This window comes from Billgrantia desiderata (assembly GCF_900108215.1).
Taxonomy (GTDB): domain Bacteria; phylum Pseudomonadota; class Gammaproteobacteria; order Pseudomonadales; family Halomonadaceae; genus Halomonas; species Halomonas desiderata.
Genome location: NZ_FNVC01000013.1, coordinates 1 through 23,656, shown reverse-complemented (window position 1 = coordinate 23,656; position 23,656 = coordinate 1). Strand labels below are relative to the sequence as shown.

Sequence of the window (23,656 nt, the reverse complement as noted above, 5' to 3'; positions counted from 1 at the left end):
GCCCGATTGGGGGCAGGCTTAAAGCTAGGTCACGAATCGGAGGAGGCCAAGGGCTTGTTGAAATAGCGCCCAGGGCTGGTGCCGAGACTGCGGCGAAAGGCGGCGATGAAGGCGCTGGGCGATTCGTAACCGACCTCCTGGGACACGACGGTGACCGAGCGCCCTTCCGCCAGCATGGGCAGGGCGGCGAGCAGGCGGGCCTGCTGTCGCCAGGCGGCAAAGCCCATGCCCGTCTGCACCAGGAAGCGTCGTGCCAGGGTGCGTGACGAGGCGCCGACCCTACTGCCCCAGGTGGTCAGGTCGTCCCGGTTAGCCGGGTTGTCACGCAGGGCGGTGCAGATCCGCCGCAGCGCGGGATCGTCGGGCTCGGGCAGGTGCAGCGGGACGGTGGGTCCCGCGTGCAGCTCGTCCAGCAGTACCGCTACCAATCGCGCTCCGGCGCCGTGGGCGGTCGCCTCGGCTGGCAGCTCCATCAAACGCAGTATCAGCTCGCGCAGCAGCGGCGAGACGTTCACTACGCGTGGCTGGGCCGATGGCCCTAGCCGCTCATCGAGATAGAGGGTGCGCAGCTTCACAGGCCGGTGCATCAGCAGCGCATGCTCCAGGCGAGCGGGAATCCATACCGCAAGCTGGGGTGGCACCACCCACCACCCCGCTGGGGTCGCCACCGTCATCACGCCCTGGATAGCGAAGACGAGCTGATGGCGCAGGTGATGATGACGGCCGGTGTCCCAGCCGGCGGGGTAGTCGCAGGCATAGGGCTGTACCGGACCCGAGGCGCTCTCGATGCGCCGCTGCAGGGCGTCGCGTGACAGGGGCGTGGCGTGGGCCAGGGTGTGGGGCATGTTGTCCGTTTCGCGATATGTCTTGTCAGAATGGCGAGAGAAGTCGCTTCGCGTCCAGTTTAGCCTGAAAGCTCGGCAACTCTGGAGTCTGGCCATGAACGGCAAACGCGTTCCGCTACTGTTCCTCAACCTGGGGCACGCCTACGCCCACTATTTCATGCTGATCCATCCCACGGTGGCGGTGGCGCTCGAGCGACGCGGCCAGGGCGATTACGCTGCGCTGCTACTACCGGCCACGGCGGGCTTCGTCGCCTTTGCCGCCTTTACCCTGCCGGCGGGCTGGCTGGGCGACCGCTGGAGTCGGCGCGGCATGATGGCCCTGATGTTCCTGGGACTCGGTGCGGCTTCCATGCTCACAGGCTTTGCGAGCGGCCCTTACCAGCTGGCGGCCGGGCTGTTTCTGATGGGTAGCTTCGCGGCCATCTATCATCCCGTTGGCATCGCCATGGTGGCGGAGAGCAGTGATGGCGTCGGTCAGGCGCTGGGGGTGAACGGCGTGTGGGGCAACATGGGCGTCGCGGCGGCGCCGCTGCTGACCGGTGCGCTCACGGGCATGCTCGGCTGGCAGGCAGCCTTCTTCATCCCCGGGGCGCTGTGCCTGGCGAGTGGCATCGCTTACCTGGCGCTGGTACCGGCGCAGCGTAAGCCGCGTCAGCCGCTACGGTCGGCCGGCGATGCGCCGGCAGCGGTGAAGGCCTCAACGGCCATACCGGGCCGGATCCTGGCCTACCTGATCGTCACCGCTCTGATGGGCGGCCTCGTGTTTGCCTCCACCACTGTCGCGCTGCCCAAGATCATGGAAGACGCCTTCAGCGGCGGCGGGAATGCCCTGCTCGGTGCCGCCGGGCTGGCCTCGCTGATCTTCGCCAGCGCCTCCATGGCGCAACTCGTCACCGGCAGGGCGGTGGACCGGGTCGCGCCGCGGCAATTGATGCTGCTGCTGGCGTTGTTGCAGGTTCCGCTGTTGCTGCTGATGGTACAGGGTGGGCAATGGCAGATCGTTGCCCTGTCGCTAGGGCTGATGCTGACGGTGTTCGGTGTCATTCCGGTGCAGGATGCCATCGTGGCACGCCATACCGCGAGCGCCTGGCGGGCACGGGTCTTTGCCGTGAAGTACGTGCTGTCGTTGGGAGTCGGTGCCCTGGCCGTGCCGATAGTGGCCTGGGGTTACGAGCCGGCCAGCGGATTCGTCCGGCTCTACCTGTTGCTGGCAGCCTGTGCCGTCGGAGTGGCCATGGCGGCCTTGCTGCTGCCGGCCCGACGCTACGCGCAGGCGGCTCTCGGCGATAGCCAGTAACATCGAGGGTAACGGGGAGTGCGCGGGCGGTTCGGCGTGGCGCATCAGGAGAATGGAGGACACGATGGAACTCTCATCTCGAGCGGCCGGCCAGTCGCTACCGCAGGAGGCCAGGGACGCCTTCGACATCGTCGCCCGTGAGTTGGGCGAGAGCGTGGTTGGCGTCTATCTGTTCGGCTCGGCACTTGCCGGCGGCCTGCGACCCCACAGCGACGTGGACGTGCTGGTGATCGTCGGCCAGCCACCCGAGGAGGCGATACGCCGGCGGCTGGTCGAGGCGCTGATGCGGGTCTCCGGCAGCCCCGCCAACGACGGCTCACCCAGGCCGTTGGAAGTGACGCTGCTGTGCCGTCAGGGGCTGATGCCGTGGCACTACCCGCCGAGGAGCGAGCTGGTCTACGGCGAGTGGCTGCGGGACGAGTTCGAGCAGGGCCGTATACCGCCGGCGGCTGCCGATCCCGATCTGGCCGTGGTGCTGACCACCGCCAGACAGTGCAGCCTCGCCCTGTACGGGCCGGAGCTCGCTGAGCTTGTGGCGCCGATTCCCGAGACGGACCTGCGCCGGGCCATCCTCGATTCACTGCCTGGCCTGATGGCGGGGTTGCAGGGCGATGAGCGCAACGTGCTGCTGACCCTGGCGCGCATGTGGATGACCCTGGAGACGGGAGAGATCGCTCCCAAGGACGTTGCCGCCGCCTGGGCGCTGGAGCGCCTGCCGCCCGAGCATCGGGCCACCATGGCGCTGGCGCGGCGCAGCTATCTCCAAGGGGATGGTTCTGAAGGGGAACGTCCTGAAGACGGCGACGAATGGGCACGGCGCAAGCCGCAGGTGGAAGCGCTGGCGGCCTATCTGCAGCGCGCCATCGCTTGACCGAAGGCGGGCCCATTAGGCTAGTCTCTTAGCACGCTCATTTTTTCGAATTGCTAGCTCGAATTGCTGGCTCGAATTGCTAAGGAGTATTCCATGAAGGTCGTTACCCTGGGCAGCGGCGGTGGGTTGGATCAACTGCAGGTCGTCGAACGCGATGCGCCGGGCGAGCCGGGGCCGGGTGAGATCCGCGTGCGGATCCATGCCAGCTCGCTCAACTTCCACGACTATGCCGTGGTCGCCGGGATGATCCCTACCGAGGATGGCCGCATTCCCATGTCCGATGGGGCGGGCGTGGTCGAGGCGGTTGGCGAGGGGGTCGAGGAGTTCGTCGTTGGCGATGCGGTGGTCTCCACCTTCTTCCCCTACTGGCTCGACGGCCCGGCGCGGGTCGCCGACTTCAAGACCACGCCCGGTGACGGCATCGACGGCTACGCCCGCGAGCAGGTCATTCGCCCGGCCACCTGGTTCACCCACGCGCCCAAGGGCTACCGCCACGAAGAGGCCGCCACCCTGACCACGGCGGGGCTCACTGCCTGGCGCGCGCTGGTGGTGGACGGCAACCTTAAGGCCGGCGATACGGTGCTCACCCTGGGCACCGGCGGCGTTTCCATCTTCGCCCTGCAGTTCGCCAAGGCCATGGGGGCGCGAGTGATCTCCACCTCCTCCTCCGACGAGAAGATCGAGACGCTCAAGAAGCTCGGCGCCGACCACACCATCAACTACAAGGCCGAGCCGGAGTGGGGCAAGAAGGTCCAGGCGCTGACCGAAGGTCAGGGCGTCGACCACGTGATCGAGGTGGGGGGCCCCGGTACCCTGCCGCAATCCATCGACGCCGTGCGCATCGGCGGCCATATTGCGCTGATCGGCATCCTGACCGGGCGCGGCGGCGAGGTGCCCACCGTCAAGCTGATGGCCAAGCAGGCACGTCTGCAGGGGCTGATCGTCGGCAGCCGCATCCACCAGCAGGAGATGGTGCGCGGCATCGAGGCCTGCGGTGTACGCCCGATCATCGACAGCACCTTCAAGCTCGAGGAGATCGCCGACGCCTTCCGCCACGAGGAGTCGGGACGTCACTTTGGAAAGATCTGCCTGTCGTTCTAACCCGCTGAGGCGGCCGCCAACTGCTGCAGCGCTTCCTGGGTGGCCGCGTCCGCCGGAAAGAACGACTCGATGGCGAGCTCCTCAAGGGTGACGTCGAGCGGGGTGCCGAACACCGTGGTGGTACTCAGCAGCGACAGCACGCGGCCATCCGGCATGACCAGCTCCAGCGGCACGACGATGCCGCCGTGGCGTGATGAGGCGCTGGCCAGGTGAGGGCGGGCGCCGGCCGGTATCGGATACCCCTTCAGCTCCTCGCCGAGCGAGGCCAGCACCGGGTCGGCGGTCGTCTCGGCCTGGCGTGTCAGGCGCTCGAGGATATGGGCGCGCCATTCGCGGAAGTTGCCGATGCGCGGCGCGAGCCCCCGGGGATGCAGCGTGAGCCGCAGCACGTTGACCGGCGGCTTCAGCAGTTCGGCGTCGATGCCGTCGAGCAACGCCTCGAGCGGGCGGTTGGCCAGCAGCAGGTGCCAGTGGCGGTCGACGGCCAGCGCCGGGTAGGGGGCGTGGCTCGCCAGCAGCCGTTCGATCACGCCGCGCACCGCACCCAGCTCGGGGGCGTCGATGCCGCGCTCGCCGAAGGCGGGGGCGAAACCGGCGGCGAGCAGCAGCCGGTTGCGCTCGCGCAGGGGAACGCCCAACTGTTCCGCCAGGCGCAGCAGCATCTCCCGGCTGGGCATGGCCCTTCCGGACTCGACGAAGCTGAGGTGGCGCTGGGAGATCTCGGCCTCGGCGGCGAGCGCGAGCTGGCTCAGTCGCCGCCGCTGACGCCACTCCTTCAACAGCTGCCCGGGGGTAGGGGAATTCATTGCCATAAAGCCAGATTAGCGCCAAGCGATATGCGTGGCTATTACCTTGCAGGTAATCGCCAGGCCGCACCAGCGGGGCGAAGCTGTCGAGGCAAACCCACCACTGGAGCAACGCCATGACCGCCTACGCCATCGCCCGCCTGCAAGACGTCACCATGGGCCCCGAGATCGTCGAGTACCTGGAGAAGATCGATGCCACCCTCACGCCTTACGGCGGCCGCTACCTGATCCACGGCGGCCCCACCGAGGTGCTGGAGGGCAGCTGGCAGGGCGATACGATCATGCTCGGCTTCCCCAGCCTGGAGCAGGCCCGGGCCTGGTATCGCTCCGAGGCCTACCGGCGCATCCTGCCGCTGCGCACCGCCAACGCCATGGGCGACGTGATCCTGGTGGAGGGCGTCGAGGAAGGGCACCGCGGCATCGACATTCTTGGTTAGATACTCCAGGCGGTGTCAGCCTGGCCTTGTGACCGAGGGCGCGAAATCCCCGGTATCTGCGTAATTCAGGCTGGCTATTCGCCGCGGCTTTTCCGACATTACGGCACATGGAGCCCGCTGCGTTAGCGGCGGGAGTGGAGAAAGCAGGATGAGGGAACGAGAATGAAAAGGCGCTTTGCCATCTTGTTGGGATCGCTGGCCATCGTGCTGATGGGGTGTACCGCCATGGAGGGAGCGATGACGCACGACGAGCCGCTGGTGAACACCTACTGGAAGCTGACCCAGGTCGGCGATGCGACGCCCGAGGCGGGGGACAACCAGCGCGAGGCGCATTTCGTGCTGCACACCGAGGAGAACCGTATAGCGGGCTCCACCGGATGCAACCACCTGGCGGGCAACTATCGGCTGGACAACGACGCCCTCCACTTCGGCCCCCTGATCACCACGCGCATGGCCTGCCTGCAGGGCGGCGAGACCGAGCAGGCCTTCCTGGCCGCGCTGGAGGCGACGGCCACCTGGCAGATCGAAGGCCAGACGCTGACCCTGCGCGATGCGTCTGGCGCTGCCGTGGCGCACTTCGAGGCGGTGCATCTCAACTAGGCCGCGACCGCCTTCGGAGATTGGAGACTGTTCGACCCCTCAGCCCCACTCAGGGAACAGAGGCTCGCCTTTTTCCAGCAAGGATTTCAGGCTGGAGAGTATGGCGGGCCAGCCCACGCTGATACCTTGTAGCACCTTGCTGCCCGGCTCGAACCGGTCGTGAGTCAGCGTCAGGCGAACCTTGCCCATGTACTCCTCGATCTCGAAGGTGACCCGAGAAGGGTTCTCAGCCTGGGGCTGGGCTGCCTGCTCGCTTTTCTGCCCCGACATCTCGCTGGACGGAGCGAAGGTGTAGGAGAGGCGCCTCGGCGGGTCGGCTTCCAGCACCTCACCTGCCCAGTCGAGAGTGCCGTCCGGCTTGAGATGCTTGACGGTCGAGCCGACCTGCCAGTCCGAGGTGATACTGCGACCGCCCCAATACTGGCGGGTGAACTCGCCATTGGTCAGTGCTTCCCACACCTTGTTCGGGGTGGTGTCGATGTAGGTGACGTAAACGAACTCGGGCTTATCCATCTTGGGAGTCCTCCAGGGCTCTCTTCAGCGTTTCCAGCGCCTCCAGTCGGCGACGCTCGAACTTCCCGATCCAGCGTTCGTGGATCTGCTGGATCGGTGCCGGATTCAGGTAGTGCAGCTTCTCCCTGCCGCGCCACACGACCACGACCAGGTTCGCCGCTTCCAGCAGTGCCAGGTGTTTGGTGACGCCTTGCCGAGTCATGGCCATGCGCTCGCAAAGTTCGCCCAGGGTCTGCCCGTTGTTCTCGTACAGACGGTCGAGCAGCTCGCGGCGGCAGGGATCGGCAAGGGCCTTGAAGACGTCATTCATGTCGTTCTGCATGAAGCAATTTAGGCAACTGTTTAGTTGCATGTCAAGAAGTCAGGAGGCAATGATCGAGCGCACGAACTCACCCTTGGCCCGGGTATAGGCTTCGCGATCCGTGCCGTGACGCGAAGCCAGCTCGCGCTTGAGGGCGGCGTAGCGCTCGGCCTGCGCTGGGTCGGGGCGCAGCGCATCGCGAAAGGCGAGCCGCTGGCGCCATAGTTTGCCGTCGTGCACCACCACATGCAGATGGTGGGTACGGCGGCCGTTGGCATGGCGCATGAACCAGCGCCGGTCGGTCAGGCTGGCGTTGAACTCCACCGAAGTCACGTACCCGTGTTCGAGCAGCGGTTGGAACAGGGCGTCGGCCACGGCCATGGAGGCGACCCCGGCCATGACGTCGATGATGGGCTTGGCCGGCATGCCGGGGATGGCGGTGCTGCCGATATGCTGCACCTCGATCAGCTCGGCGGGGAAACGCTCCCGCAGGCGGCTGCGCTCGGCGTCGAAGCGTGCCGGCCAGGCGGGGTCGTATTCCACCAGGCGTACCGGCTCGTCAATGGCCTGCTGCAGCGACTGGGCTTCGTTCATGGGGGCTCTCTGAAGCGGAGGATTGCAGGATGGCAGCGGGCTCTAGCCGATGACGCAGGGCACCGGGCGGGTGGCCGTGAATGCGCTTGAAGGCGCGGCTGAAGGCGGCCGTACTGCCGTAGCCCAGGCGATAGGCGACGGTCTCGATGGGTTGGCGCTCGCGGCCGATCCACTGGGCCGCCAGGCGCATGCGCAGCTCGGTCACGTAGCGATGCGGCGTCATGCCCGTGACCGCCAGGAAGCGTTCGGCAAACACCGAGCGCGAGCTGCCCATCTCGGCGGCGAGTTCCGCCACCGTCCAGTTGCGCCCCGGCTCGCGGTGCAGGGCGGCGATGACGCGCCCCAGGCGCGGATCGCGCAGGGCCTCGATCCAGCCGGTGGCATCGCCGCAGCCGCACTCCACCCAGCCGCGCACGATGAAGGCCGCCATCACGTCGGCGAGTCGCGCCAGAATGGCGGCATAACCCGCACGCTCGCTCTTCGCCTCGCGCTCCATCGCCTCGAGCATGGGCAGGATCTCGGGCTGGCGCTCCAGCAGAGTGCCGACGTACATCACTTCGGGCATCAGCGAGACCAGGGCGTGCATGCTGCCCAGGTCGAATTCCATGCAGCCACTGAAGGTCAGGGCGCCGTCGAGGGTGCAGTCCTTCGGACAGGCGCGAATCGCGCTGACCGCCTCGCACAGCCTGGCACTTTCGAAGGCGGCAACGTCCTGTGCCGGCTGGTCGGGTGTCGAGAGCAGGGCATGCAAACCGCCGCGTGGCAGCAGTAGCGCATCGCCGGTGGCCAGGGTATGCACGCTGCCGCTGGGGCTGCGCAGGTAGACGGGGCCGCGGGCCACGAAGTGGAACTGCGCCCAGCCCTCCACCTGTCCGAACTCGACCCCCAAGGGCGGCGAGAGCTGAATGCGGCGGTAGGCGATACCGCGCAGGCGCATGCCGAGCAGCAGCTCGCTGACCAGGTCGTTGGGCAGTTCCGGTTTCGGCATCTCACGCCCCCCTCATTCGTATTTGCGCAGCCGCCTTCAGCGTTACCGTTCACAAGTTTCGGATGAACGATCAATTATTCGAGAGCTTCTAGCATAGATCGTCCGGCCCGGTCGCTCTAGTCTTCTCGTTCCTGACGAATGCTTCTCTAGGAAAGGAGAACGAGCATGAACGAGTTGGCAGCGCGGGCACGGCCCGCCTGGGGGGCGGTAATCTCGATGGCCCTCGGTGTGTTCGGGCTGGTGACGGCGGAATTTCTGCCCGCCAGCCTGCTGACGCCCATGGCGGCGGACCTGGGCATTACCGAAGGCATGGCGGGTCAGGCGGTGACGGTTACCGCGGCGGTGGCGCTGCTGACCAGCCTGCTGATCTCCACCGCGACCCGCCGCATCGACCGGCGCCATGTGCTGCTGGGATTCTCCATGCTGCTGGTGGCCTCGAACCTGATGGTGGCGTTTTCCCCCAACCTGACGGTACTGCTGATCGGGCGCGTGCTGCTGGGGATGGCGCTGGGCGGCTTCTGGACCATGTCGATCGCCACCATGATGCGCCTGGTGCCTGAGGATCTGGTGCCGCGGGGGCTGTCGATCATGTTCAGCGGCGTTTCCGCCGCGACCATCGCCGCGGCGCCGCTGGGTAGCTACTTCGGCGATCTGTTCGGCTGGCGCGACGTGTTCCGCATGGCGGCAATGCTGGGCGTGCTGGCGCTGATCGTGCAATTCCTCACCCTGCCGCGGATGGCACCCAGCGGCATGACCCGCCTGCGTACGTTGTTCGACGTGCTGATGCGGCCACGAGTCGGCCTGGGCATGCTGGCCGCGGCTCTGGTCTTTACCGGCCACTTCGCCTTCTTCACCTACATTCGTCCGTTCCTCGAAACGGTGACCGGCGTCGGCGTGAGCGGTGTGGCCACCATCCTGCTCGGCTTCGGCGTGGCCAACTTCCTCGGCAACTACCTGGGTGGCTGGATGGTCGAACGCAGCCTGCGGCTGACCATGATATTGATGCCGCTGCTGATGGGTACGCTCGGCCTATCCCTGGTGCTGCTGGAAAGCACGCCGGCCACCGATGCCGCGCTGGTGGCAGTGTGGGGGCTGGCCTTCGGTGCCATCCCGGTGGCGTGGTCGACCTGGCTCACCCGCACGGTGCCGGACGAGGCCGAGAGCGCCAGCGGGCTGCTGGTGGCTGCCATCAACCTGGCGATCGCCACCGGCGCTGCGGCGGGTGGGCTGATCTTCGATCTGGGCGGAGCGCTGAACGTGTTCGCCGCCAGCGCCGCGGTACTGCTGCTGGCTGCACTGATGATTCTGATGGGGGTGAGGACACGACCGCTGGCAAGCGCCTCGACCTGAACGCTGCCTGGTAGAAGTGCGCAGCCCGCTTCGGCGGGCTGCGTTTTTGCCTTCGCTTCCTTCAGCTGTTAGCGTGGGGCGACAGAAGAACCAACAACGGAGAAAATGCCATGGATTCCGCCGTCAACACCATCGTCGGCCAGTCGCTGGTCATGCAGCAGGCCCAAGCCGCCCAGCAGGTGCAGCTCGAGGTCTACAAGGAAGCGCTGGACATGCAGAAGGATCAGGTCCAGGCGCTGATGGCCTCGGCTTCGGTGGAGCCGCAGCTTGCTAACGATGGCATGGTGGGTACGCAGATCAATACCTACGCCTAGTCTTGGCCGAAAAATTTCTGCGCTTGGCCATACAGCGTTAAAAATCAGCTCAAAGTACTCATTTACAACCGGTAAACTCCGTCTTTTCGCTGATTTTTGCCTTGTCTGGCCTTCGCTCGAAGATTTTTCAGCTCAAGCCTATTTCTGTAGCGCCCACTTCACTGCTTCTTCGGCGTGAATGGCCGTGGTGTCGTAGAGCGGCACCGTGGTGTGGCTCTGCTGTACCAGCAGGGCGATTTCGGTGCAGCCGAGGATCACCGCTTCGGCCCCTTGCTCGCTTAGCGATTCGATGATCTCCAGGTAGCGCTGCCGCGAGGTCTCCTTCACCTGCCCCAGACACAGCTCGTGGTAGATCACCTCATGCACGAGATCGCGCTGAGCGGCGTCGGGCACCAGTACCTCGATGCCGAAGCCTTCGGCGATCCGCCCCTTGTAGAAATCCTGCTCCATGGTGAAGCGAGTGCCGAGCAGGCCGACGCGGCGAATGCCGTCGGCGGCCAAGCGCTGTGCCGTGGCATCGGCGATATGCAGCAGCGGAATCGTGATCGAGGCCTCGATCTCCGGCGCGACCTTGTGCATGGTGTTGGTGCCGATCAGCAGAAAATCCGCCCCGGCGGCTTCCACGCTGCGTGCGGCCCGGCTCAGGATCTCGGCGGTGGCGTCCCAGTCGCCGGCATGCTGCAGCCGTTCGATCTCGGCGAAGTCGACGCTGTAGAGACACAGCTTGGCCGAGTGAAACCCGCCCAGGGCGGCCTTCACCCCTTCGTTGAGCGCACGGTAGTAGCTGACGGTGGATTCCCAGCTCATGCCGCCGAGCAGGCCGATGGTCTTCATGTTTTGCGTTCCCTCTGGTTGTCGTTATTCCAGTATTACTTGCCGTGCCGCTATGTCTCGTATTCGTCGTGACGCCGATTCCATACGTAGGGTGGCGTCTGCGGCCAGCCGGGCGGTGACTCTTCCCAGGTTTCCTGACGGCCGTAGGGCGTCAGGTCCAGGTAGGTCCACAGGCTGCCCAGGTACTCCACGCCGCGCTTGCCGCTGAAGTAGGTGCGAAAGACCCGCTCGCCGTCGCGCAGGAAGACGCTGATGCCGTGCCGCTCGCCGCGGTCGGTATCCGGCGCATGGCAGTTGCAGCTGGTCACGCCCATGTCCTGATTGAAGCTGCCGTTCAGCGACGAGAACCACGTCGGATGCTGCCAGCCCATGCGCGCCTGGTAACGCTGGAGCTTCTCCAGTGGCGCCCGGGAGACCAGCACCAGGCTGGTGTCGCGGGCGTTGAGATGGGCGGGGTGGGTCATGGCATCCACCACCCAGGAGCAGCCGTCGCAGCCGGCCTCCCAGTCGGGCCCGAACATGAAATGATAGACGATCAACTGACGACGCCCCTCGAACAGGTCGAGTAGGGTGACCTCTCCCTGTGGCCCTTCGAAGACGTAATCGGCGCGTACCTCGGTCATCGGCAAACGGCGCCGCGCGGCATTGAGCCTGTCGCGCTCACGCGTATGGGCCTTTTCGCGAGCGATCTGTTCCGCCAGCGCGCTGTGCCACTCCGCTTCGGAGACGATGGGAGGCAAGGGTGAGGTCGTCATGGAGTCTTGCTCCTCAAGCCAGATTGAGTTGCCAGGAGACGCCGAAGCGGTCGTTGAGCCAGGCGAAGCGCGTGCTGAAACCGTAGTCGTCAGGCGGCATCAGTGTCTCGCCGCCTTCCGTCAGGGCTTGGTGGAGGCGCTCGAACTCCTCGGCACTTTCGCACTCGATGAACAGCGAGATCGAGGGCGTAAAGGTAAAAGGATGGGCAATGTGGCTGTCGATACAGGTATACCGCCTGCCGACCAGGGTGAATTCGGCCTGCTTTATGCTGCCTTCCCGCCCCGGCTCCTCAGAGCCGTAGCGCTCGAGCCGGACGATATCGGAATCGTCGAACAGCGAGACGTAGAAGCGCATGGCCTGCTCGGCGTTGCCTTCGAACATCAGTTGCGGGGCGATGTGATGCGGCATCGGTACTCCTCCTCGAGACGTTCGAAGGTGGGCCAGAACGGGGAGGGCGGTTGACCGTGCAGCACCTCGGCCAGGATGCCCAGGTGGGTGTGCCAGCCGCTAGCCACGTTGACCATGGTGCCGTCATCGGCGAGGCGGCGGTGGGTCACGACCAGGCGCACCTGCTCGCCGGCCTCGCTGAGTTCGAAGGTCACCTCCGAAGGGGCTTCGTTGCCGCCGCCCCAGGTCCAGGCAAGCAGATGAGGCGGTTCGCAGCGCAGCACCTGGTGTTGTGTCGTGAAGCTGCCGTCGAACTGACGAAAGCGCTCGCTGGGCAGCGTTCTGTCGGGTGTCAGCTCGGTATTGTGAAAGTGTAGAGCAAAGGTGCTGCCCGCCCGCGGCTCCATGTTGCCGGGCGCGAGCCATTGGGCACGTTTGTCCGATTCGGTGAGGAAGGCCCAGACCCGTTCGATGGGCCCCGGCAGCAGGCGCTCGAAGCGGACGCTCTCTTCGGCAATCTGCTCGCCGTAGTCGGTGTCACTCATCTTGCTTCTCCTCCTTCGTCGACTGGCCATCCGGGGCGGCCTTGAGCGCCGTTTCCAGCGCGTTCAGCCGCTGGCTCCAGAAGCCTTCGTAGAAGCTCAGCCACTGCTCCGCCGCTGCCAGCGGCTCCGGTCGTAGCCGGCAGTAGTGGGAGCGCCCTTCGATACGGCGTTCCACCAGCCCCGCCTGCTCCAGTACGCGAACGTGTTTGGAAACGGCCGCCAGCGAGATGGGGAACGGTTCGGCCAGCTCGCCGACCTTGCGCTCACCCGCCGCCAGCCGCTCGAGCAGCAGGCGGCGGGTTGGGTCGGCCAGAGCATGGAAGACCCGATCCAGATGCGTTTCGTCATATTCAACCATATGGTTGATATAGCCTTTGCGAGCGAGATAGTCAACCTCTTGGTTGAATGTCCTGAAACTATCAGAGCGATAGAAACGTCTCCGCTTTACCTGAAGCAAACTTGAGGTATTAGCCTGCGCTACAAGGTTGCTCTACAAGACAAGCAGGAACAGGAGAACGCCATGCAGGCTGTACGGAACGCCCAACCCCTTCATGAATCGACCCAGTGGGAGACGTCGGCGCTCGATCTCGACGCTTATTTGGCACGTATCGACTACCGTGGCCCCTTGGCCCCCAGCCTGGAGACATTGACGGCGCTCCAGCAGGCGCATCTCGCCGCGGTGCCGTTCGAGAATCTCGAGATCGTCACCGGTGGTGAGATCCGCATCGACCTGGAAAGCCTCCAGGACAAGCTGGTACGACGTCGGCGCGGCGGCTACTGCCATGAGCAGAACACGCTGTTCGCCACGGTGCTGGACCGGCTCGGCTTCGAGGTTGCGGGGCGCAACGCGAGAATGCTGATGGGCGAGGATGCGAGTGTCGTCACTCCTCTCGGGCATACCCTGCTGGTGGTGAAAGTCGCGGGCCATGATTGGATGGTCGATGTCGGCGTCGGCAATGTCGGGCCGCGTGAGCCGATCCGGCTCGAGGCGGACCTTGAGGTGAGTCATGGCCCTTGGGAGTATCGCCTGGAGCGCTCGCCGCTGGGGTATTGGCTGCTGCGTCATAAGCGCCTCGGTGAATGGTTCAACATCTACCAGTTCAGTGACGAACCCTGCTATCGCGCCGACTCTGGCGAATACAACTATCTGGCCTCTCGCCACCCCGGATCGCCCTTCGTGCGGCGCATCGTGGCTCAGCACAACGGCGCCGAGATTCGGCTGGCGCTCACCGATCTCGAGCTGAAGATCTTCCGCCCGGGTCAGGCGCCGGAGCTGCAGCGGATTGAAGCCGATGCGCTGCCCGACGTGCTGCGCCAACGCTTCGGCCTGGCATTGACCCCGGAGCAGGAGCGCGCGCTGCTGCAACGAGCCGAGACGCTCGTCGAGACCACCTCCGAGGGGGAGCAGCTCGGAACCTGAGGGATCGCTAGAAACGTTTATCGGCAACTGCCGGCATCACCACCTCCCTGACATAGGCGCTGGGCGACAGCGCCAGCAGAGTGCGCACCAGCTGCACTACGTCGTGCAAGGGAATGAGCTCGCCGTCGCCGCGGCGGGCTGCGCGTTCGAGCGGCACGCTCAGGTCGTCCTCGGTGTTGAGATAGCCGAGCTGCAGGCAGGTCACCGCCAGGCGCTGTTCGCGAAAGCCCTCGCGCAGCGCCTCGGCAACGCCGCGCAGGGCGTGCTTGGTGGCACCGAAGGCGACCTCCGGCCGGCCGTGGCCGGGCAGGGCGGAGGTCGAACCGGTGAGCACGATACGCGGCGCACGGGAGCGCAGCAGCACGGGGAGCAGCGCCTGAATCAGCAGAATGGCGCCGCTGACGTTGACCGTAACGATGCGCTGGATCTCCGCCGGGCTGTCGTCCAGGAAGCGGTAGTCCGGCTCGAAGGCCCGACTTTCCCACAGCCCCAGGTTGTAGACCAGCACGTCGAGCCCCCGCGCTTCCACGGCTTCGGCCAGCGTGGCGGACGCCCGCTCGGGTGAGGCCAGATCGGCCTCGATCCAGTCGATCTCGAGTCCGGCGCGTACGGGCAACGGTTCCGGCATGCGACGCGATACGCCGATCAAGCGGTCGCCGTCATCGCCAAGCCCTTCGATGAAAGCCCGGCCCAGGCCCTGGCTTGCGCCCACGATCATCACGTTCATGGTGTTGCTCCTTGCTGTGCTGACGTTGCCCGCACCGTACGACCTCAAGCGCAGCTGAGGTCAAGCGCTGGGCTCAGCAAAGGAGCTCAGCAAAGCTTTCCCCGTGCTGCCTTGCGCTGTGCGCGACGCTCGGCCAGGGCCTGCTCGGCGTCCTCCTTCAGCGGCAGACGCGAGGCCCATAGGATGTCGTCGCGCCGATGGTTCATGTCGTCGAGCATATGGTCGTCGTGGGCCAGCAGCGGCAGATAGCGCTGGCGGAACCGCCGTCGGCGCAGGTAGCGGTGCAGCAGGGTTTCGATGGCATGGATAAGCTCCAGGGGCGGCATGGCCGGCATATAGAAGTCCGGCTGGGGCGGCGGCGTGGAATGCTTGGCTTGCGTCGGCTGGGGCTGATGATGATGCAGCGGTTCGTACTGACTCATGTCGCACCTCCTCACGGGCTGCCACAGGCTGGCTGCCGTGATCTCGCTTGAAAGTGAGTGGAGGGTCGCGACCTCTTGCAGGACAGTGTCGCGCTTGCGATTGGATCAATCCAACGAAAAAGACTAGAGTCTCCTTTAAGAGAAATTGAAAGGTGGAACCATGACCCAACTGCCCCCCACCACCCTGCATTCGCCGCTGCCGCTGCTCGATACCGACGTGCTGCGTACCTTCGTGGCAATTGCCGAATGCGGCAGCTTCACCCGGGCCGCGCGCCAGGTGTTTCGCACGCCCTCGGCGCTCAGCATGCAGATCAAGCGCCTGGAGGAGACGCTTGGCCACGCCCTGTTCGTTCGCGAGGCCCGCCAGGTACGCCTCACGCCCGAGGGAGAAACGCTGCTCGGCTATGGGCGGCGCCTGCTCAAGCTCAACGAGGAGGCGGTGACGCAGTTCCTCGCACCCAGCGTGTCGGGGCGGCTGGGCTTCGGCACCACCGATGACGTGGGCACGCGCATCCTGCCCGGTGTGCTGGCGCAATTTGCCCGCTCGCACCCGGCGGTTCAGGTCGACGTGGTGGTGGGCAGCAGCCGCGAGATGCTGGCTCGACTGGAAGCCGGAGAGCTCGATCTGATTCTGGTGACCGCCGGCAACCCGGGGCAGGAGATACGCGGCGAGATCGTTCACAGCGAACCGCTGGTGTGGGCGGGACGGGAAGGCGGGCTTGCCGCACAGCGCTCGCCGCTACCGGTAGCTCTGGCGCACGCCGGCTGCGCCTGGCGGGGCATGGCCCTCGAAGCCCTGGACCGGGCCGGCTTGAGTTACCGCATCGCCTACTCCTGCGAGCACTGTGCCGGCCAGGAGGCGGCCATGCTCGCCGACCTGGCGGTGGCACCTTTCCCGCTGAGCCTGGTGCGACCGCCACTGAAGCGTATCGATCCCGGCCTGTTGCCGCCGCTGGGCGAATATCAGTTGGCGATGGTGAGGCGGCCCGGCGCCGATCAGGCATGCGAAACGCTGGCAGGGCAGGTCATGGCGGCTTTTCAGAAGCTTTGAATCTTTCTCTGCCAGCGCATTTGCCTGGCATGACTGGCAGGTCAGCCGCGTTTTTCGCGGATGCGATTGAGCTGACGCTTGATTTCGGCCCGCTCGAGTATCAGCAGATCGAGCAGTTCGTCACGCTCCTGCCGGCTCAGGCCTTCATCGCTCATCAGGCCGTCGAGCAAGGCTTCGATATCCGCTTCATGCTGGGTTTGGGGAACGGAAGCGATACTGGGGATCAGTGAGACGATCATAAGCGTTTCCTCCTGCAAGTTGCCCCTTGTGATGGCTGAGAATGTCAGGGGCTTTATTTGTTCTTTTTGTAACTGCATGGTGAGTTCCCGAAGCGGGGCCGGTCAAATCCAGACGCACCGAAACCGTGCCGATTCGTGCATCTACCAAAAAAATCGTAGGCAGCGGTCGGGTGACGGTGGCAACAGATGACGATTCACTGCGCCATGTCGTTGGGGCGATAGAAGAAAAACGCCTCGGTTTCGATGGTCAGCAGAAACTCGTTGGCCCAGTGGGGCCGCACCGTGCGGTCGTGAAAATAGAGCGCGCCGTCGGTGTGGTCGGGCAGCTCCCGGTTCAGCGCCTGGCGCGCCACTTCCTTGGCCACTTCATAGGCATCGCCCTCCACCACCTCATCGGGGCGACCATCGCACCACCACGAGAACTGGCACGGGCTCTGCTCAGAGCCCTGCTTTACCACCTCGCAGACTGTGTTGGGAAACTCCTCGCTGGCAAGCCGGTTGATCACCACGTTGGCGACCGACTCCATGTCGCGGCCCTGTACTCCCTTGGCTTCCCAATAGATGCTGCGTGCCAGGCAGGTAAGCGGCTCTTCCAGCGGGTCGCTGCCCTCCGGATCTATGACCTGCGCCTCCTGCTCCTCGAGCGGCTTCACCGGCTCACGGACCTCAACATCCGGCGCCACGACCTGCTCCAGTACCTCGGTCTTGCGTACGGCTTCTTCTGCTTGCACCGTGCTATCGGCCAGCACGGCTGCGATGGGCAGCGCCAGGAAAAGCCAGCCGGCCAGCAGGGGAAGGCGCATGGCGGAACCTTTGTTGTGTCGTTATGGTTCGCGAAGTGAAGAGGTTACGTAACGAGTATAGCGGTCCGGATGTGCTGCCCCCCCGACGCCACCGCATGGTTTTCATCCTACGGCAGGGAACAGGCGGCGTGGCACCCACCACAGGAAGAATGCCATGCCGATCAGCTCAACCAGCGACTGGAACACGATGACGACCACGGCCAGCTCGTAGGAGGTAGGCAAGGAAAGGGCCAAGGGAAGCACAACGAAGGAGTTGCGTGTGCCCAGGCTGAAGGCGAGTACCCGCCCCTGGGCGGTGGGGAGTTTCCACATGGATGCCAGCAGCCGGGCCAAGCCAGCTGCCAGCAACAGAAAGCCGATGAAGGCCAGCAACAGCCCGCCGAGCAGCGGCAAGGAACCGGCGACGACATTCACCTGGGTGGCGGCAATGCTGAACACCACCAGGGCCAGCAGCGGTACCGGCAGCCATCCCAGTCGCTCGATGCCGGCTGCGCGCTTGAGGTGTCCCTGGGCCCACTTCTCGGTGATGAAGGCCAGCAGCAACGGCAGCAGAATCAGCCCGGCAAAGGCCAGCAACAGCTCACGCTGAACCAGGGCGAGGCGCAGGCTTTCCTCCAGGAACAGCCAGAGGTAGAGGGGAAGCAAGGCAAGCTGCAACAGCAGGCTTACCGGGGCGAAGGCGATGGCGTACTGCGCCTTGCCGCCACCCAAGTGAGAGAAAGTGATGAACCAGTCGGTACATGGCACCAACAGCACCAGCAGCAGGCCCAGGCGTACCGCCGGCTCGGTGACGAACAGGTTCGCCAGCCCCCAGGCGATGAGCGGCAGCAGGACGAAATTGCCGACCACCGCCGCGGCCAGAAAGCGCGTATCGCGCCAGGCGGCGCGCAGCTGCGTGAGCGGCACCTGGGTGAAGGTCACGTAGAGCAGCGCCCCCAGCAACGGCCACAGCAGCGCTTCCAGCACGCCGACCCGCTGCGGCAAAGCGCTACCCAGCGCCAGGCCCATGGCGATGAACGCCAGATAGACCAAGACCTGATACTTCTCGAGCGTCTGGCGTGTCAATCTGAAGGGCTCCCTGGCAGTGGCGGCTCAGCATCGCGCAGCCGCTTCGTGCCTGTAAAGCCAATACGTTCAAGGACAGACCGGAGGCCGCCATGATCACACTCCATCACTGCGTCAGCGCTCGTTCGTTTCGTCCCCTTTGGTTGCTCGAGGAGATCGGAGTGCCCTATGAACTGGTGATGCACGATTTCCCGCCCCGGGTACGCGATGAAGCCTTTCTTGAGATCAATCCACTGGGAACGGTGCCGGCGCTGTTCGACGACAGGGTGGCGATGACCGAATCGGCGGCCATCTGCCAGTATCTCGCCGGTCGCCATCCCCAGGCGGGCCTCGCGGTAACGCCGGACGACCCCGCCTACGGCGACTACCTCAACTTCCTGCACTTCGGCGAAGCGACGCTGACCTTTCCCCAGACCCTGGTGCTGCGCTACGGCCGGTTCGAGCCCGAGGAGCGCCGTTTGCCCCAGGTGGTGGAGGACTACTCACGCTGGTTCCTCTCCCGCCTGCGTACCTTGGAGCCGCGCCTGGAGCGTGAAGCGTTCGTCTGCGCCGGGCGCTTCACCGCGGCCGACGTGTCGGTGGGTTATGCGCTGCTGCTGGCCAGCTACATCGGCCTGGATGAGCGCTTCAAACCCGCCGTGGCGGCCTATTGGCAGCGCCTGCAGGCACGGGAGGCCTTCCAGCGGGCCAAGGTCGCCGAGCGTGAGGCGGCCCTGGCCCAGGGTGTTTCCCCCAAGCCGGCCATGGACATGCTGGGCTGAGCCTCAGGCGCTACTCGTTCGCTCTTCGGCGCAGCTCGGGCACGACCAGCACGGCCAGGGTCAGGGCAGTGATCGGCAGCACGAAATAGAGCATCAGGGCACTGAAACCGGCCAGCGCGTCGTGGTGGGTGGCAGCCAGTACCAGATAGGCGGTATAGGCCACGTAGTAACCCAGCAGCACGGCCCCTTCCCAGCGATCGATGGCGCTGGCGGTGAAGCAGATCGGCAGACAGGCGACGGCTACCGCGACCATCACCGGCAGGTCGAGGCTGAGCATGGCCTGGGTGACGGCGATGCCGGCAGGGGCGATCAGGGCGGTGATGCCCAGCACGCCGAGCAGGTTGAAGATGTTGCTGCCCACCACGTTGCCCACGGCGATGTCGCGCTGGCCGCGCAGGGCCGCAACGATCGAAGTCACGACCTCGGGCAGCGAGGTGCCTGCCGCCACCAGGGTCAGTCCGATCACCTGATCGCTGACCCCGAACCAGCCGGCCATGGTCACGGCCGAGTCGACGAACAGACGTGAGCCGGCCACCAGCATGGCAAGCCCACCGAGGACGTAGAGTGCATCATGCCATCCGGGGCGGGCCAGGGCTTCGCGGTCGGCTGCCGGCTCGTCGCTGGCCGCCTGGCGTTTCCCCTGCCAAAGCAGGAAGACGGTGTAGACCACCAGGCCAAGGACCAGCAGCCCACCGTCGAGCCGGCCGACGCTGCCGTCCAGTGTCATCACCAGCACTACCAGGGAAAGCACGATCATCAGCGGAATATCCAGGCGGATCAGCTGCTGGGCCACCGCCAGCGGCACGATCAGCGCCGAGACGCCGAGGATGAACAGCACGTTGAAGATATTGCTGCCCACCACGTTGCCCATGGCGATGCCCGCCTGACCGTCCAGAGCGGCCTTGAGGCTGACCACGAGCTCCGGTGCGCTGGTGCCGAAAGCCACCACCGTGAGCCCGATCACCAGCGGCGGAATGCCCAATCGCGCCGCCAGGCGCGACGCACCTTGCACCAGACCCTCCGCACCCACGATCAACAGCCCCAGGCCGAGGGCCAACAGCAGCAGCGTCACCATTCGAGAGTTCCTTACCGTTCAAGTCGTATCTTATCCACAGTGCGGGAATGCATGCCTGGCTTTTCTTCAAGAGCGTAGTTTACCGCTCCCGGCGTGGTTATTGCTCTTCTTGACCTCAATGTTGCTTGAGGTTTTACGCTTCGGCTGTGTAACCACGCAAAGGAGCGAATCATGCAACGCGTTCAACCGGATATTTGGGAAACCGAAATGGAGAGCCCCTTTCCCGGGCTGACCGTTCACGCCTACCTGCTGACCCGGGACGGGGGCAATGTCCTTTTCTACAACACTGGGCATCAGCATGAGATCGATGAAATGGCTGAGCTGGGCGGCGTGGCCTACCAGTACCTGAGCCACCAGGACGAGCTGGGGGAAACACTCAAGACCATTCACCAGCGATTCGGGGCCAAGCTGGGTGGCCATCGTGCCGAGCGGGATGAGTTTGCCCGCTATCGCACGCCCGACATTCTGTTCGAGCGGCGCGAGATGCATCTGGGCAGTGTCGAGGTGATCCCCACCCCAGGCCACAGCCCGGGAAGCACCTGCTTCCTGGTGCACTCGCCTCATGGCAAGCGCTACCTGTTCACCGGGGATACTCTCTACCGTGGCAAGAAGAGCGATTGGCACGCCGGCTTCATTCCCGGGCACAACGATGAAAAGGATCGCGAACAGCTGGCCGAGAGCCTGAGGCTGCTGCGCGAACTCGAGCCGGACGTGGTGTTCGGCAGCGCCTTCGTCGGTGATAGGGGTTTTGAGGAAACGACACCAGAGGACTGGAAGCGTCATGTCGATGGCGCCTTGGGGCGCTTGCTGGGTTGAAGGGGCCGAAGCGTCAGGTAAGCGACGCTTTCATTGCCTCATGAGCAACTGCCAGTACCCGACATCGATCCATCGATCTTGCTTGTAGCCAATCTCGCGGAAGTGAGCGACCTTCTCGAACCCAAGCGCTTCATGCAAGGCGATGCTGGCGGCATTGGGCAGTGCGATGCCGCCCACCACGGTATGCAGGGAGCGCTGGCGCAGCTGATCGATCAGCGCCGAGTAAAGCCGGCGCCCGACCCCCTTGCCCGTCACGCTCGGGTCCAGATAAATCGTCGCCTCCACCGAGCCGCCATAGGCGCAGCGACCCTTCCAGCTCGAGGCGTAGGCGTAGCCAATCACCTTTCCCTCTACCTCTGCCACCAGCCACGGAAGTTGGGCAGCCTGGGTCTCGGTGATTCTGCGAGCCATTTCCTGGGGCACGATAGGCTCCATCTCGAAGGTGATGCAGGTGTTGGCAATAAAAGGGTTGTAGATGTCGGTAATGGCGGCCGCATCGCCGGCTTCGGCAGGCCGAAGGGTAATTTCCATGGTCGATATCGTCTCTCTATGGTTTGCCATCCAATGCCTAGGCCGCCGGCGCCGCCAGGCTCAGCACGCGAGCGGTGAGCGTGGTGGTGTCGAGCATCAGCATGGCTTCCTGCTCGCCGTCCAGGCTGGCGATACGCTTGCCGCGGTCGATCCAGGCCGCCGAGCGGCCCCCGCCGGCATCGCCGTCGCAGGGTCCCACGCAGTTGGCCATCAAAATCGTCATGGCGTGAGAACGGGTGAAGGTGGCGTAGTAGGCATGCGCCTCGTCCATGCCCGGCGCTAACTTGGCCACGCTGGCCAGATAGACGTCCGCCCCCAGACTGGCCGCCGTGGCGACATGGTCGGGTTGTAGCGACTCGTAGCAGATCGCCAGGGCCAGACGGTGCTCACGGGTTTCGATCACCATCGGCCGCTCGCCGGAGGAGAAGTAGGGCAGTTCGTCGTCGTGGAGCCGCTGCTTGGCATAGGCCTGGCGCCCCGAATGGGGCTGAAACACCACCATGCCGATCCGCGGCTTCGTCGAGGTAACCAGCGGCAGCCCCACGCCGATCACGATCTCATGAGTGTCGCTCAGGCGCTGGAACACCTCCAGCCGTGGGTCTTCCGGGTGGGTGGCAAGTCCCTTGGCCAGCGTCGGCTCGTAGCCGGTCAGCGAGAGCTCGGGGAAGAAAATCAGCTCGGCATCGTGCGCTGCCGCCAGTTCGATGAACTCGGTGTGGCGTGCCACGTTCCCTTCGATATCGCCCGTTATCGAGGCGTACTGCACGGCACACAGCTTCATCGGCCCGCTCCCTCTCGCCTGGCTTTCCGGTAAGCGTAAGCCATTTTTCGAAACCACCACAACGGCCTGCCGTCGATGGCCGCAAGCCCAAGCCCGATCAGCCCCATGCCGGCCAGATGGCGCCACTCCAGCCGCTCGTTCAATACGAAGATACCGAGCACGATGGCGCTGGCCGGAATCAGGAACGTGACCAGCAGCAGGTTGGTCGCCCCTGCGCTTGCCAGCAGGCGGAAATAGATCAGGTAGGCCAGCGTGGTGGAGAACAGCGCCAGGCCGAACACGGCTGCCCAGGTATCCAGCCCCGGCCATGGCTGCTGCCAGAAGCGCTCCACCGTCAGGGCCAAGGGCAGGAGTACCAGCGCCGATGCCGTGACCTGCCCGCAGGCGGCCACCAGGGGCGAACAGCCCAGCGCACCAAAGCGCCGCCCGAACACCCCGGCAAAGGCGTAGGAGAGCGCGCCGGCCAGCACTGCAAGCTGCGCCCATGAGTGGCTGACGGCACCTTCGTGAACCTCGGCGCCCAGCATGTACACCACGCCGCCAAAACCGATTGCCACGCCCGCAAGGCGCGCCGGGGTGAGAGGTTCGTCGCGGGTCAGGAAATGCGCCACGACGATGGTGAAGAAAGGCGTGGTGGCGTTGAGAATCGACGCCAGGCCGCTGGCGATATGCCCCTGACCCCAAGCGATCAGGCTGAAGGGAATCATGTTATTGAGCAGGCCCATGCCGAAGAAGGCCATCCACAGCCGCGGGTCGCGCGGCATGCGCTGGCCCAGCAGCAAAATCAGCGCATGCAGCGCCAGCGCCGCCAGCCCCACGCGCAGGGCCACGATGGTGATCGGCCCCAGCTCCGCGACCGCCACTCCGACGAAAAAGAAGGAGCCGCCCCACAGCACCGACAAGACCAGCAACAACACCCACTGCGTGCGCCCCATGCTTCGATCGATCGTTTTCATCGCTACCACTCCGGTTGGTAATGGAGCCAACCTAGGGCAGCAAGGCGACGAAGGAACTCCGCTTCTTGCGCTGGAAGTGAAGTGGTCGAACTGCTGGCGCAGCAGGGCTGCCTATCAGGCGTAGTGAATCTGACGTTCCAAGCGTGTAACTATTCAGGTGGCTGCGGATGGGATATCGCCAACCAGCTGATTTTTCTGGCATAGTGCACAGCATCATTCGGCACACCTATGCGGTGATATGACCATCAGCGATATCAACGTCGACGAGGCCCTGGAGCGGGTCCGGCAGCAGCTCAAGGAAGACCAGACGGTCTCGCCGTCGCTGCGTGCCGCCATCGATGTGCTGATGCTGCTGGTCAAGCTCATGGCCGATCGCCTGGCCACCAGTAGCCGCAACAGCAGCAAGCCACCGTCCCAGGATCCCAATCGCCAGCGCCGCTCGCGCGCCAAAGGCGAGCGGCGCCCCGGCG

Annotated in this window: 32 protein-coding genes; 12 read left to right on the top strand and 20 right to left on the bottom strand. The window is 65.1% G+C overall.

Annotated features, from left to right (window positions below; all coding sequences use genetic code 11):
- Positions 1 to 29: 29 nt before the first annotated feature.
- Positions 30 to 845 (bottom strand): AraC family transcriptional regulator, encoded by an 816-nt coding sequence (locus C4S71_RS12765; protein ID WP_103969446.1) that lies wholly within the window; start codon positions 843 to 845, stop codon positions 30 to 32.
- 94 nt (positions 846 to 939) lie between these two features.
- On the opposite strand from C4S71_RS12765, the gene C4S71_RS12760 reads away from it, so the two are divergent.
- From C4S71_RS12760 to C4S71_RS12750, 3 genes are all read left to right on the top strand, one after another.
- Entirely contained in the window at positions 940 to 2,142 is a 1,203-nt protein-coding gene (locus tag C4S71_RS12760; protein WP_160113387.1) for an MFS transporter, read from the top strand.
- Between the two features lie 64 nt (positions 2,143 to 2,206).
- Complete coding sequence (locus C4S71_RS12755) at positions 2,207 to 3,013, top strand: aminoglycoside adenylyltransferase family protein (RefSeq protein ID WP_103969382.1); 807 nt, start codon at positions 2,207 to 2,209, stop codon at positions 3,011 to 3,013.
- 93 nt (positions 3,014 to 3,106) lie between these two features.
- Entirely contained in the window at positions 3,107 to 4,114 is a 1,008-nt protein-coding gene (locus tag C4S71_RS12750; RefSeq protein WP_103969381.1) for a zinc-dependent alcohol dehydrogenase family protein, read from the top strand.
- Here C4S71_RS12750 and C4S71_RS12745 read toward each other — a convergent pair.
- Complete coding sequence (locus C4S71_RS12745) at positions 4,111 to 4,920, bottom strand: helix-turn-helix domain-containing protein (RefSeq protein ID WP_235014361.1); 810 nt, start codon at positions 4,918 to 4,920, stop codon at positions 4,111 to 4,113. The genes C4S71_RS12750 and C4S71_RS12745 overlap by 4 nt on opposite strands.
- A gap of 116 nt (positions 4,921 to 5,036) precedes the next feature.
- On the opposite strand from C4S71_RS12745, the gene C4S71_RS12740 reads away from it, so the two are divergent.
- Positions 5,037 to 5,357, top strand: coding sequence for a DUF1330 domain-containing protein (locus C4S71_RS12740; RefSeq protein WP_103969379.1), 321 nt, complete (start codon positions 5,037 to 5,039; stop codon positions 5,355 to 5,357).
- 162 nt (positions 5,358 to 5,519) lie between these two features.
- Complete coding sequence (locus C4S71_RS12735; protein WP_103969378.1) at positions 5,520 to 5,957, top strand: META domain-containing protein; 438 nt, start codon at positions 5,520 to 5,522, stop codon at positions 5,955 to 5,957.
- Positions 5,958 to 5,996: 39 nt separating this feature from the next.
- Here C4S71_RS12735 and C4S71_RS12730 read toward each other — a convergent pair whose 3' ends face one another.
- From C4S71_RS12730 to C4S71_RS12715, 4 genes are read right to left on the bottom strand one after another with little or no spacing between them, the layout of a single operon-like run.
- The gene (locus C4S71_RS12730; protein ID WP_103969377.1) at positions 5,997 to 6,470 is read right to left on the bottom strand and encodes an SRPBCC family protein; all 474 of its coding nucleotides are present in this window, start codon (positions 6,468 to 6,470) and stop codon (positions 5,997 to 5,999) included.
- Positions 6,463 to 6,780: an ArsR/SmtB family transcription factor gene (locus C4S71_RS12725; RefSeq protein WP_234238663.1), complete on the bottom strand. Its 318-nt coding sequence runs from the start codon at positions 6,778 to 6,780 to the stop codon at positions 6,463 to 6,465. Before C4S71_RS12725 ends, C4S71_RS12730 begins: the two co-directional genes overlap by 8 nt.
- Before the next feature lie 51 nt (positions 6,781 to 6,831).
- Complete coding sequence (locus C4S71_RS12720; protein ID WP_103969375.1) at positions 6,832 to 7,365, bottom strand: GrpB family protein; 534 nt, start codon at positions 7,363 to 7,365, stop codon at positions 6,832 to 6,834.
- Positions 7,331 to 8,353, bottom strand: a complete 1,023-nt coding sequence (locus tag C4S71_RS12715) for an AraC family transcriptional regulator (RefSeq protein ID WP_103969374.1) — start codon at positions 8,351 to 8,353, stop codon at positions 7,331 to 7,333. Before C4S71_RS12715 ends, C4S71_RS12720 begins: the two co-directional genes overlap by 35 nt.
- 165 nt (positions 8,354 to 8,518) lie before the next feature.
- Here C4S71_RS12715 and C4S71_RS12710 point away from each other — a divergent pair, with 165 nt between their 5' ends.
- Together C4S71_RS12710 and C4S71_RS12705 are read left to right on the top strand one after the other, a co-directional pair.
- A complete protein-coding gene (locus C4S71_RS12710; protein ID WP_103969373.1) occupies positions 8,519 to 9,703 on the top strand; it encodes an MFS transporter in 1,185 nt (394 codons plus the stop codon).
- Between the two features lie 110 nt (positions 9,704 to 9,813).
- Positions 9,814 to 10,017 (top strand): putative motility protein, encoded by a 204-nt coding sequence (locus C4S71_RS12705; RefSeq protein WP_103969372.1) that lies wholly within the window; start codon positions 9,814 to 9,816, stop codon positions 10,015 to 10,017.
- 138 nt (positions 10,018 to 10,155) lie between these two features.
- On the opposite strand, the gene C4S71_RS12700 is transcribed toward C4S71_RS12705, so the two are convergent.
- The 5 genes from C4S71_RS12700 to C4S71_RS12680 are packed head-to-tail and all read right to left on the bottom strand — an operon-like array spanning position 10,156 to position 12,897.
- Entirely contained in the window at positions 10,156 to 10,851 is a 696-nt protein-coding gene (locus tag C4S71_RS12700; protein WP_103969371.1) for an aspartate/glutamate racemase family protein, read from the bottom strand.
- Positions 10,852 to 10,901: 50 nt separating this feature from the next.
- Complete coding sequence (locus tag C4S71_RS12695) at positions 10,902 to 11,606, bottom strand: DUF899 domain-containing protein (RefSeq protein ID WP_103969370.1); 705 nt, start codon at positions 11,604 to 11,606, stop codon at positions 10,902 to 10,904.
- Between the two features lie 13 nt (positions 11,607 to 11,619).
- Positions 11,620 to 12,015, bottom strand: a complete 396-nt coding sequence (locus C4S71_RS12690; protein WP_103969369.1) for a VOC family protein — start codon at positions 12,013 to 12,015, stop codon at positions 11,620 to 11,622.
- Complete coding sequence (locus C4S71_RS12685; protein ID WP_103969368.1) at positions 11,988 to 12,539, bottom strand: SRPBCC family protein; 552 nt, start codon at positions 12,537 to 12,539, stop codon at positions 11,988 to 11,990. Before C4S71_RS12685 ends, C4S71_RS12690 begins: the two co-directional genes overlap by 28 nt.
- Positions 12,532 to 12,897: an ArsR/SmtB family transcription factor gene (locus tag C4S71_RS12680; protein WP_103969367.1), complete on the bottom strand. Its 366-nt coding sequence runs from the start codon at positions 12,895 to 12,897 to the stop codon at positions 12,532 to 12,534. Before C4S71_RS12680 ends, C4S71_RS12685 begins: the two co-directional genes overlap by 8 nt.
- A gap of 162 nt (positions 12,898 to 13,059) precedes the next feature.
- On the opposite strand from C4S71_RS12680, the gene C4S71_RS12675 reads away from it, so the two are divergent.
- A complete protein-coding gene (locus tag C4S71_RS12675) occupies positions 13,060 to 13,959 on the top strand; it encodes an arylamine N-acetyltransferase family protein (RefSeq protein ID WP_103969366.1) in 900 nt (299 codons plus the stop codon).
- Between the two features lie 7 nt (positions 13,960 to 13,966).
- Here the strand turns inward: C4S71_RS12675 and C4S71_RS12670 are convergent, their stop codons facing one another.
- A complete protein-coding gene (locus tag C4S71_RS12670) occupies positions 13,967 to 14,686 on the bottom strand; it encodes an SDR family oxidoreductase (RefSeq protein WP_103969365.1) in 720 nt (239 codons plus the stop codon).
- Positions 14,687 to 14,772: 86 nt separating this feature from the next.
- A complete protein-coding gene (locus C4S71_RS12665) occupies positions 14,773 to 15,108 on the bottom strand; it encodes a hypothetical protein (RefSeq protein ID WP_103969364.1) in 336 nt (111 codons plus the stop codon).
- A 160-nt stretch (positions 15,109 to 15,268) separates the two neighbouring features.
- On the opposite strand from C4S71_RS12665, the gene C4S71_RS12660 reads away from it, so the two are divergent.
- On the top strand, positions 15,269 to 16,159 hold the full coding sequence (locus C4S71_RS12660; protein ID WP_103969363.1) for a LysR substrate-binding domain-containing protein: 891 nt from the start codon (positions 15,269 to 15,271) through the stop codon (positions 16,157 to 16,159).
- Between the two features lie 41 nt (positions 16,160 to 16,200).
- Here the strand turns inward: C4S71_RS12660 and C4S71_RS12655 are convergent, their stop codons facing one another.
- The 3 genes from C4S71_RS12655 to C4S71_RS12645 form a co-directional block, all read right to left on the bottom strand.
- Positions 16,201 to 16,398 (bottom strand): hypothetical protein, encoded by a 198-nt coding sequence (locus tag C4S71_RS12655; RefSeq protein ID WP_103969362.1) that lies wholly within the window; start codon positions 16,396 to 16,398, stop codon positions 16,201 to 16,203.
- A gap of 194 nt (positions 16,399 to 16,592) precedes the next feature.
- Entirely contained in the window at positions 16,593 to 17,201 is a 609-nt protein-coding gene (locus C4S71_RS12650; protein ID WP_103969361.1) for a cell wall hydrolase, read from the bottom strand.
- A 102-nt stretch (positions 17,202 to 17,303) separates the two neighbouring features.
- A complete protein-coding gene (locus C4S71_RS12645) occupies positions 17,304 to 18,266 on the bottom strand; it encodes an arsenic resistance protein (RefSeq protein ID WP_200825290.1) in 963 nt (320 codons plus the stop codon).
- Between the two features lie 92 nt (positions 18,267 to 18,358).
- Here C4S71_RS12645 and C4S71_RS12640 point away from each other — a divergent pair, with 92 nt between their 5' ends.
- Positions 18,359 to 19,027, top strand: a complete 669-nt coding sequence (locus tag C4S71_RS12640) for a glutathione S-transferase family protein (RefSeq protein WP_103969360.1) — start codon at positions 18,359 to 18,361, stop codon at positions 19,025 to 19,027.
- 10 nt (positions 19,028 to 19,037) lie between these two features.
- On the opposite strand, the gene C4S71_RS12635 is transcribed toward C4S71_RS12640, so the two are convergent.
- Entirely contained in the window at positions 19,038 to 20,102 is a 1,065-nt protein-coding gene (locus C4S71_RS12635; RefSeq protein ID WP_103969359.1) for a calcium/sodium antiporter, read from the bottom strand.
- Between the two features lie 171 nt (positions 20,103 to 20,273).
- Between C4S71_RS12635 and C4S71_RS12630 the strand changes: the two genes are divergently transcribed.
- Positions 20,274 to 20,918 carry an MBL fold metallo-hydrolase gene (locus C4S71_RS12630; RefSeq protein ID WP_103969358.1) on the top strand — a complete coding sequence of 215 codons (645 nt, stop codon included), beginning with the start codon at positions 20,274 to 20,276 and terminating at the stop codon, positions 20,916 to 20,918.
- Positions 20,919 to 20,948: 30 nt separating this feature from the next.
- On the opposite strand, the gene C4S71_RS12625 is transcribed toward C4S71_RS12630, so the two are convergent.
- The 3 genes from C4S71_RS12625 to C4S71_RS12615 are packed head-to-tail and all read right to left on the bottom strand — an operon-like array spanning position 20,949 to position 23,186.
- Entirely contained in the window at positions 20,949 to 21,449 is a 501-nt protein-coding gene (locus tag C4S71_RS12625; protein ID WP_103969357.1) for an arsinothricin resistance N-acetyltransferase ArsN1 family B, read from the bottom strand.
- A 37-nt stretch (positions 21,450 to 21,486) separates the two neighbouring features.
- On the bottom strand, positions 21,487 to 22,230 hold the full coding sequence (locus tag C4S71_RS12620; RefSeq protein ID WP_103969356.1) for a carbon-nitrogen hydrolase family protein: 744 nt from the start codon (positions 22,228 to 22,230) through the stop codon (positions 21,487 to 21,489).
- The gene (locus C4S71_RS12615) at positions 22,227 to 23,186 is read right to left on the bottom strand and encodes a DMT family transporter (protein ID WP_103969355.1); all 960 of its coding nucleotides are present in this window, start codon (positions 23,184 to 23,186) and stop codon (positions 22,227 to 22,229) included. Before C4S71_RS12615 ends, C4S71_RS12620 begins: the two co-directional genes overlap by 4 nt.
- Positions 23,187 to 23,424: 238 nt before the next feature.
- On the opposite strand from C4S71_RS12615, the gene C4S71_RS12610 reads away from it, so the two are divergent.
- Positions 23,425 to 23,656, top strand: a 232-nt coding sequence (locus C4S71_RS12610; RefSeq protein WP_235014359.1) for a DUF6444 domain-containing protein, incomplete at its 3' end; no start/stop codon positions are given.

Coding starts and splice junctions, on each gene's coding strand:
- C4S71_RS12660 (WP_103969363.1), top strand. CDS start 15,269: ATGACCCAACTGCCCCCCACCACCCTGCATTCGCCGCTGCCGCTGCTC.
- C4S71_RS12740 (WP_103969379.1), top strand. CDS start 5,037: ATGACCGCCTACGCCATCGCCCGCCTGCAAGACGTCACCATGGGCCCC.
- C4S71_RS12745 (WP_235014361.1), bottom strand. CDS start 4,920: ATGAATTCCCCTACCCCCGGGCAGCTGTTGAAGGAGTGGCGTCAGCGG.
- C4S71_RS12625 (WP_103969357.1), bottom strand. CDS start 21,449: ATGGAAATTACCCTTCGGCCTGCCGAAGCCGGCGATGCGGCCGCCATT.
- C4S71_RS12675 (WP_103969366.1), top strand. CDS start 13,060: ATGCAGGCTGTACGGAACGCCCAACCCCTTCATGAATCGACCCAGTGG.
- C4S71_RS12695 (WP_103969370.1), bottom strand. CDS start 11,606: ATGACGACCTCACCCTTGCCTCCCATCGTCTCCGAAGCGGAGTGGCAC.
- C4S71_RS12700 (WP_103969371.1), bottom strand. CDS start 10,851: ATGAAGACCATCGGCCTGCTCGGCGGCATGAGCTGGGAATCCACCGTC.
- C4S71_RS12670 (WP_103969365.1), bottom strand. CDS start 14,686: ATGAACGTGATGATCGTGGGCGCAAGCCAGGGCCTGGGCCGGGCTTTC.
- C4S71_RS12680 (WP_103969367.1), bottom strand. CDS start 12,897: ATGGTTGAATATGACGAAACGCATCTGGATCGGGTCTTCCATGCTCTG.
- C4S71_RS12650 (WP_103969361.1), bottom strand. CDS start 17,201: ATGCGCCTTCCCCTGCTGGCCGGCTGGCTTTTCCTGGCGCTGCCCATC.
- C4S71_RS12690 (WP_103969369.1), bottom strand. CDS start 12,015: ATGCCGCATCACATCGCCCCGCAACTGATGTTCGAAGGCAACGCCGAG.
- C4S71_RS12755 (WP_103969382.1), top strand. CDS start 2,207: ATGGAACTCTCATCTCGAGCGGCCGGCCAGTCGCTACCGCAGGAGGCC.
- C4S71_RS12615 (WP_103969355.1), bottom strand. CDS start 23,186: ATGAAAACGATCGATCGAAGCATGGGGCGCACGCAGTGGGTGTTGTTG.
- C4S71_RS12715 (WP_103969374.1), bottom strand. CDS start 8,353: ATGCCGAAACCGGAACTGCCCAACGACCTGGTCAGCGAGCTGCTGCTC.
- C4S71_RS12620 (WP_103969356.1), bottom strand. CDS start 22,230: ATGAAGCTGTGTGCCGTGCAGTACGCCTCGATAACGGGCGATATCGAA.
- C4S71_RS12685 (WP_103969368.1), bottom strand. CDS start 12,539: ATGAGTGACACCGACTACGGCGAGCAGATTGCCGAAGAGAGCGTCCGC.
- C4S71_RS12725 (WP_234238663.1), bottom strand. CDS start 6,780: ATGAATGACGTCTTCAAGGCCCTTGCCGATCCCTGCCGCCGCGAGCTG.
- C4S71_RS12630 (WP_103969358.1), top strand. CDS start 20,274: ATGCAACGCGTTCAACCGGATATTTGGGAAACCGAAATGGAGAGCCCC.
- C4S71_RS12665 (WP_103969364.1), bottom strand. CDS start 15,108: ATGAGTCAGTACGAACCGCTGCATCATCATCAGCCCCAGCCGACGCAA.
- C4S71_RS12730 (WP_103969377.1), bottom strand. CDS start 6,470: ATGGATAAGCCCGAGTTCGTTTACGTCACCTACATCGACACCACCCCG.
- C4S71_RS12750 (WP_103969381.1), top strand. CDS start 3,107: ATGAAGGTCGTTACCCTGGGCAGCGGCGGTGGGTTGGATCAACTGCAG.
- C4S71_RS12720 (WP_103969375.1), bottom strand. CDS start 7,365: ATGAACGAAGCCCAGTCGCTGCAGCAGGCCATTGACGAGCCGGTACGC.
- C4S71_RS12710 (WP_103969373.1), top strand. CDS start 8,519: ATGAACGAGTTGGCAGCGCGGGCACGGCCCGCCTGGGGGGCGGTAATC.
- C4S71_RS12705 (WP_103969372.1), top strand. CDS start 9,814: ATGGATTCCGCCGTCAACACCATCGTCGGCCAGTCGCTGGTCATGCAG.
- C4S71_RS12760 (WP_160113387.1), top strand. CDS start 940: ATGAACGGCAAACGCGTTCCGCTACTGTTCCTCAACCTGGGGCACGCC.
- C4S71_RS12635 (WP_103969359.1), bottom strand. CDS start 20,102: ATGGTGACGCTGCTGCTGTTGGCCCTCGGCCTGGGGCTGTTGATCGTG.
- C4S71_RS12640 (WP_103969360.1), top strand. CDS start 18,359: ATGATCACACTCCATCACTGCGTCAGCGCTCGTTCGTTTCGTCCCCTT.
- C4S71_RS12735 (WP_103969378.1), top strand. CDS start 5,520: ATGAAAAGGCGCTTTGCCATCTTGTTGGGATCGCTGGCCATCGTGCTG.
- C4S71_RS12655 (WP_103969362.1), bottom strand. CDS start 16,398: ATGATCGTCTCACTGATCCCCAGTATCGCTTCCGTTCCCCAAACCCAG.
- C4S71_RS12765 (WP_103969446.1), bottom strand. CDS start 845: ATGCCCCACACCCTGGCCCACGCCACGCCCCTGTCACGCGACGCCCTG.